This window comes from Thiospirillum jenense (genome assembly GCF_014145225.1).
Taxonomy (GTDB): Bacteria; Pseudomonadota; Gammaproteobacteria; order Chromatiales; family Chromatiaceae; genus Thiospirillum; species Thiospirillum jenense.
The window spans coordinates 46,093-52,847 of record NZ_JABVCQ010000025.1 but is presented as its reverse complement, the minus strand read 5'-3'; the positions used below and the strand labels follow the sequence as shown (position 1 = coordinate 52,847).

7 protein-coding genes are annotated in these 6,755 nt (G+C 43.3%); 6 read left to right on the top strand and 1 reads right to left on the bottom strand.

Features of this window, described 5'->3' with window-relative positions:
• From HUK38_RS11150 to HUK38_RS11125, 6 genes are all read left to right on the top strand, one after another.
• Nucleotides 1–880: hypothetical protein (locus HUK38_RS11150; protein ID WP_238787607.1), on the top strand; the 880-nt coding region annotated here is incomplete at its 5' end.
• A 102-nt stretch (nt 881–982) separates the two neighbouring features.
• On the top strand, nt 983–2,503 hold the full coding sequence (locus HUK38_RS11145) for a hypothetical protein (RefSeq protein ID WP_182584409.1): 1,521 nt from the start codon (nt 983–985) through the stop codon (nt 2,501–2,503).
• Between the two features lie 198 nt (nt 2,504–2,701).
• Complete coding sequence (adk, locus tag HUK38_RS11140) at nt 2,702–3,358, top strand: adenylate kinase (protein WP_182584408.1); 657 nt, start codon at nt 2,702–2,704, stop codon at nt 3,356–3,358.
• A gap of 136 nt (nt 3,359–3,494) precedes the next feature.
• Nucleotides 3,495–3,857 (top strand): thioredoxin, encoded by a 363-nt coding sequence (gene trxA / locus HUK38_RS11135; protein ID WP_182584407.1) that lies wholly within the window; start codon nt 3,495–3,497, stop codon nt 3,855–3,857.
• A gap of 203 nt (nt 3,858–4,060) precedes the next feature.
• Nucleotides 4,061–5,023, top strand: a complete 963-nt coding sequence (locus tag HUK38_RS11130; protein ID WP_238787606.1) for an alpha/beta fold hydrolase — start codon at nt 4,061–4,063, stop codon at nt 5,021–5,023.
• Nucleotides 5,024–5,236: 213 nt separating this feature from the next.
• Nucleotides 5,237–5,440, top strand: coding sequence for a PA3496 family putative envelope integrity protein (locus HUK38_RS11125; RefSeq protein WP_182584405.1), 204 nt, complete (start codon nt 5,237–5,239; stop codon nt 5,438–5,440).
• 63 nt (nt 5,441–5,503) lie between these two features.
• Here the strand turns inward: HUK38_RS11125 and HUK38_RS11120 are convergent, their stop codons facing one another.
• Nucleotides 5,504–6,739 (bottom strand): lytic murein transglycosylase, encoded by a 1,236-nt coding sequence (locus HUK38_RS11120; protein ID WP_182584404.1) that lies wholly within the window; start codon nt 6,737–6,739, stop codon nt 5,504–5,506.
• Between the last annotated feature and the right edge of the window lie 16 nt (nt 6,740–6,755).

Here is a 6,755-nt window from a genome sequence, read left to right as displayed (position 1 = left end):
TCAGTTAGTTGCTCCGATTATTCAATTTTTCCGTAAGTTATACATCTTACAATGGAATCAAATCGTGAAATATTTTTTTATGACAGCTGGTGCCTTTGCGCAGTGCGATTATCAATGGTGGCAATTGTTAGATGGTCAAAAAAATCTGATTGAAGTTAACGCTTCAGACCTACCCTCTATTCAACCTTTTACTTCGCTGGATGCATGGTTAGACGGCGATCCCAGTAGTTATTCTTTGTTGTTATGGCATAATGCGGATAACCTTTTTTTGTTTTTATCTAATCTGCCAACTAGACGGCAAGATTATCAACAACGCTTTATTCGCAATTCTGTTATTTTGTTTTCTGAAAACGAAAAAGAGATGGCAATCATTCGTTATTTGACAGTGAAAGCAATTGAGTTGCCTCTTGAAGTTGCAAGTGTGTTAGACGAAACTTTAACAGAAAGTGATATTACAAAAACTTCGGAAAAAAGTTGGTTTTGTTTTAACTTGAATATTTGGCAACGTTATGTTGAGAATATCCAAATTGGTACATATAAAAAACCAGAGCGAGACTGGGATAAACTGGATTTCAGAATTGCCAAAGATACTGATGATAGAAGGAAAGATATTTGTAGCTATTTGGCAAAACAGAGTGATTTTTCTAAACAGCCAGAAATATTAGTGCTAATTACTAAATATAAAAGCCCGGATTTTTATTTTGAGCATTATCAAAAGTTTGGCGCGGTGCTAACTAATCTCGAATCCTCGGAAGATTGGCGAAAGAAAAAACGAACTTTGATTTCATCAGTCAAAAAAATTTTAACTTCATATTGGCTACCTATTGTTATTTTAATGTTTTTTGCTTCTGCTATAATTCAGAATCACTTGCATTATTAATCAATTTGACAACAATGCTAGGGTTTGAGAATCTAACAGCTAACAATTGACAGTTGTTAATAACAACCTTTCTAAGGTTAAAATTTTTTAGCCGTGAACTCTATGGACGAAAAAGAACTACCATCGCTTGTTATTGGGCAAAATATTGTTCTTTATCATCCGTTTGTTAGAGTTGCTGTGTTTGTGGAATGTAATGAATTTAGAAATTTCGATCTAATTCTCTTCATGGTGCCGAAACGACATGCCGTTCCTGTACAAGCTGTGTTCAGACGCAAAAAAACTTCAAAATGTGGAAGGGTTGTTTTATTCGGTACTGGTAATTATTGGTTATATGAATTTGACCTCAGTTGTTTATTACATGACTACCAAAGTTTAGCTTTTTTTTTAAAACTCAATGAAAAATCTAATCCTCCAACAGACGTTTCTGTTACTCTAATAATTGAAAATACAGCATTTATTCATCTAGGGACGACACTTCAAACATTTCAAACTCTAAACAGAATTGGGGAAGTTTACACATATGATTCAACATTCAGATTCAGGGCTTACAACGATGTTTTTCAATATTCAGTTTTCAAATCACAGTTTTTAAAAAACAGAGAAATCAATCATGTAGCTGAAGAAATAATAGATCAGCATCCTGAATCACAATTTTCTAAACAGATATTTTCAAAACTTAATCCATTCAGATTAAATAAGCTGGAATATAAAATTTCCGTTATTGGAGCGGCGCAAACTGGTAAAACAAGCGTTATTGCAGCTTTGCATGATAGCATTCAAAAAATACAAGCAATTTCTCGGTTAATATTGCGTACTGAAGATGATGATTTAAAAACAGTATCGGTTTCTCATCATCTAAATAAAATGATTAACTCATGTTTGCCAAATTTGCAAGTGAAAAATCCATCCGAGACGGATCAAAACTTTAGTTTCGCGTTTAGTAGTTATCGGATAGTTTTTCAAAGTGAAAGCGGCAATTTGGATTTAAATTTAATTATTTCAGAATCTAATTCTCCAAGTGAGGATGGCGCCATCTTCACAGAGAACAATATTGATTTGATGAAAAGCAGTGATATTTTAGTCTTTTCTTTTGATGCAGTTGCACTCATGGAAGAGAATGGGCGTTACCATGAAACTGTCAATAAAGTAAGAGAAATAACCGATTGTTGTAAGCGTTCGTTAATAAATTTAAATTCTCCGAAATTGATTTTGTTAGTTCCGATTCGGTGCGAAGCCTATGCTAGTAGCACTTCTGCTTATCGGTTACTTGCAGCCATCGAAGATCATTACTCCGTATTGTTCAGTTTTCTTCGCGGGTTGAACGAATTTGTTGCATTTGGAATTGTCCCTATACAAACCTTAGGGAGTATTCTTTTGCAAGGGTCAAACTGTCAGCACACCAAAGAAAATTGTGTGAATTCTATTTACTCACCTCGGAATGTAGAACAATTATGGATTTATATTTTGTCATTTGTTTTTTCGCGTACATTGAGTACCCATAAACTTAGTTTGGCACCAGATGTCTGGAATGACATCAATGTCAAGTTTTGTAGATTACTTAGTCATCGTAAACAGGGCGCTGAAGGGTTTAAACTTATACAGGGGTTTCGTTTGGTTGGATAATTTTGTTATTTAAAATTTGTTTGTTATATCCCCGAGTTTGGTAGTTGACATCTTTCTTGTGCAAGTTTTTAATGTCCGCAGTTGAAAATTTACGTTTTAGCTAATCGCAAATTAAAATTATTATAAGCGCCTATTTTTGCTACGCTAATTTGTCGTTCAACACTACTTTTTTTCAACCCCACTAAGGAACATTCCACAATGCGCGTTATTCTCCTCGGCGGCCCTGGTGCTGGCAAAGGCACACAAGCGGGTTTTATTAAAGAGCATTTTCAAATCCCGCAAATCTCTACAGGCGACATGCTGCGCGCCCATGTTAAAAATGGCACAGCATTAGGATTAGAAGCGAAAAAAATCATGGATGCCGGCGGCTTAGTCTCTGACGACATCATTATGGGCATGGTCAAGGTGCGTATTACCGAACCCGATTGTCAGAATGGCTTTTTATTTGACGGTTTCCCGCGCACCCTAGCACAAGCAGACGCATTAAAAGCTGGTCAAATTACCGTTGACGCGGTGGTAGAAATTGACGTACCCGATGAAGAAATTATTAAACGCATGTCCGGGCGGCGAGTGCATTTAGCCTCGGGTCGCACCTATCATGTCGTATTCAATCCACCACGAGTAGCCAATTGCGATGACGTGACCGGTGAACCATTGATTCAACGCGATGATGATCGAGAAGACACCGTCAAAGCGCGGTTAAAAGTCTATCACGATCAAACCGAACCGTTAATTGCCTACTATTCCAATTGGGCGAATGAAGGCGGCGCCGGTGCCCCGCGTTATATTAAAGTGCATGGCATTGGTGGCGTGGATGAGATTCGCAACCAAATCATTACGGCACTGGGTGGTTAATTTCAACTCAACTCACTGTTGAATATCATACCGCAATCGGTTTGTGCCATGAAGCCAACGGTTGCGGTATTTTTCACTATACTGCATGATCGTTTTTTAACCCCTTGTTTATTACAAAACCCTATTGGAGTCGCCGATGGCTGTCGTTGAACTGACTAACACTGCATTTGATACCACTATTCAAAACAATGCCACCGTCATTGTAGATTTTTGGGCGCCCTGGTGCGGCCCCTGCCGATCATTTGCACCCGTATTTGAAAAGGTATCAGCCGACTATCCTGACGTCGTGTTTGCTAAAGTCAATACAGAAAATGAACAGGCCATTGCGGCACATTTTCAAATCCGTTCTATTCCGACCTTAATGATTTTCCGCGACCAAATTATGATTTTTTCCCAACCCGGCGCGCTGCCCGAAAGTGCATTGCGTGATTTATTAACGCAGGCACAAGCATTAGATATGGATCAGGTACGCGCTGAAATCGCCAAACAAGACCAATAAAATTAAACGGCGTCAGCCAGAGCAACTAGGCGGGTATTTAATTCGCAGTGTCTAACCATTCAACCGTCCTTGTTCAGGGCGGTTTTTTCTATACCATCTTCGCCTTTAATGATTCTATTCGGCACTTTTTATTTTAAATTGTTAAACTTATGCAACGCATTTTTTTGATTGTCATCGCAACTATTCTGTTTGGAATCCTGCTGTTGATTATCATCGTTCCGTTGTTAATTGATCTCAAACCGGCAGATGGTGAAATAACCGCCCCAGCGGCTGCAGAAGTCGATAGTCAATTCGTGCGTATTCCATTTCCGGGGACAGCCGGCATCAATTTTCATATTCATAGCACATCAGCACCATCAGGTGATGCAAATGCGTTTGTTTTATTACATGGCTTCACCTTTAATGTGTTTACTTGGGATGCGTTATTTCCTTTTTTTGCAGCACAGGGACAGGTGATTGCGTACGATCAAATCCCCTATGGCTTAAGTGACAAGCTATTACCCGGCGATTGGACTGATGCGAATCCCTATTCCAAAGCCGCTGCCATTAAACAACTATTTGCGTTAATGGATCAGTCCGGTATAGAGCAAGCCATTTTAGTCGGTAATTCAGCCGGCGGTACTTTAGCATTAGAAGCGGCATTAACTCATCCCGAACGGATTAAAGCCCTGATTTTAATTGATCCCTGGATTTATGCACAGCGCCCAACTTTGCCACAATTCTTAGTTGAAACGCCGCAATTACGCCGCATCAGTTTGTTTTTAGCCCGCCATCTTGGCGGTGAGAAATTGCCATTACTTGAACGCTCGTATGCCGACCCAGAACGTATTACACCAGAGCGCCGTACGTTAGCGGCAATTCATTCCCGCCTGGCGAATTGGGACGTGGCGTGGGCGGCATTGTTGAATCATTCTTTAATGGATAAGGTGACAGTCAGCGCACATTTGGGCGAAATAAAACAGCCGGTGTTAATTATTGCGGGGAGCGAAGATCGGTTAGTGCCAGTGGAAGATAGCGCCCGCGCAGCCCGGGCATTTTCTAATGCGGAGTTTGCAGTCTTGCCTGATTGTGGACATGTGCCGCATGAGGAATGTCCCGATTTAACTAAAGCCGTGATTGCCCATTGGTTGCGCGCATTGCCACAACGTGCGGTTCATCACAATTGATGCCACCCTCACCGACAGCATTTTGATAAAAAAGATTATTGCACCAATTATAATAAATAATTTTAGGTTAACTCCCAACTTGCATTATAAACGCGCATTCATTTCAACCGCTGGCTGTTTTTTTGGTTAATACCGCATGTGCAAGTGGCGTGTTATATGCTCTCGCAACGAATGGTGGCAGTCACTCTGCCGAATGAATGAAGGGGGATAACCGTGAAACCCAAAGATGATGCAACGAATGAAATCAACACAGATTTAGATTTTGATGATGGCGGTGATGATACGCCATTGGAATTAGAACGAGCGCGTAATTCGAGTGCAATTTATTCAGCACAAGCCCGGCAACGGATTGAGTATTTGCAAGAATTACGACGGCTGCGATCATTAGTTGGGGATGATGGATTGGACGATTTTTAATGCCCCAATCACCGACAAGTGAAATGATCGCAGCGCGCATTTCTATTGGAAATTATTGATGGTTTATTGGAGTTGTTTTAATAACGCCGGCGTCGGCCACGCATCTGCGGGTAATCCCAACCGCTGCTGCTCGGTGCGCACCGCCGCCCGCGTTTTACTCCCCAATACGCCATCAATTTTGCCCACATCATACCCACGCGCAGTTAATTGCATTTGCAACGTTTTCATTTGTGCCATATTCAAACCCAATTCCGCTTTTCCCATGTTAATTGCCGGCGCACCGGCTAAACGGGTGGCAAAATACGCCGCCGTAGTTGAATAAACCAATGAACGATTCCATTCCAAAAACACCGTGAAATTGGGATACGCTAAAAACGCCGGCCCCTTGCGTCCCATTGGCAATAACAACGCCGCCGGCAATTCCGCCGTCGCATTCAATTGCTCGCCACTAGGCGTCACCCCCCACGCCACCCACTGACTACGCGCCACCCAGCGATCCATCCCCGCCTGCTCCCAGGGAAAATCTGCCGCGTTATCAGGCACTTGCACCGCCTCCAGCCAAGGTTCCCCCGCCCGCCAACCGCGTTGCTGCAACAAATGTGCCGCCGTCAAAATCACATCTGCCTTCGACGTTTTCAAATTCACCCGCCCATCCCCGTCGCCATCAGCGCCCAATTGCAGGTAATCGGACGGCAAAATCTGGATTTGCCCCAACTCGCCCGCCCACGCACCGGTCAAATCCGCCGCCGTCACATCGCCGCGCTCCAGCAACTGCAACGCCGCCAGCAATTGCGGACGAAATAACTCCGGCCGCCGGCAATCGTGCGCCAAGGTCGCCAACGCCCGCAGCGTGTCAAAATCGCCCTGCACCAACCCATAATCGGTTTCCAACCCCCAAAATGCCGCAATCACCGCCGCCGGGACGCCGTAACTTTGTTCCGCTCGCGCAAAACTATCCTGCCACTGCTGCAAATGCTGCCGCCCCAACTTGAGGCGAAATCCATTGACCATGCGCGTCGCAAACGTCTGCCAATCCTGCGCAAACACCGCCTGCGCCCGATCACGCTCAAGCACCTGCGCACTCGGTTGCAACCCCGCTAAGTGCTTGATTGTTAAGTCAGAAACACCCGCCGCCTGCGCTTCGACGCGCACCCCGTCGAGCCACTGCGCAAACTCACCACCGCAGGGCGGGGCCGCAAGCGCCGGCGCCGCTGTCAAACTAATTAACACCGCGCTAATCACGCCGCATTTCGAGGCGTGATGATAATTAAAATAACGATGAAAGAGTTTTTTTAACATAATTGACACCGTCGCA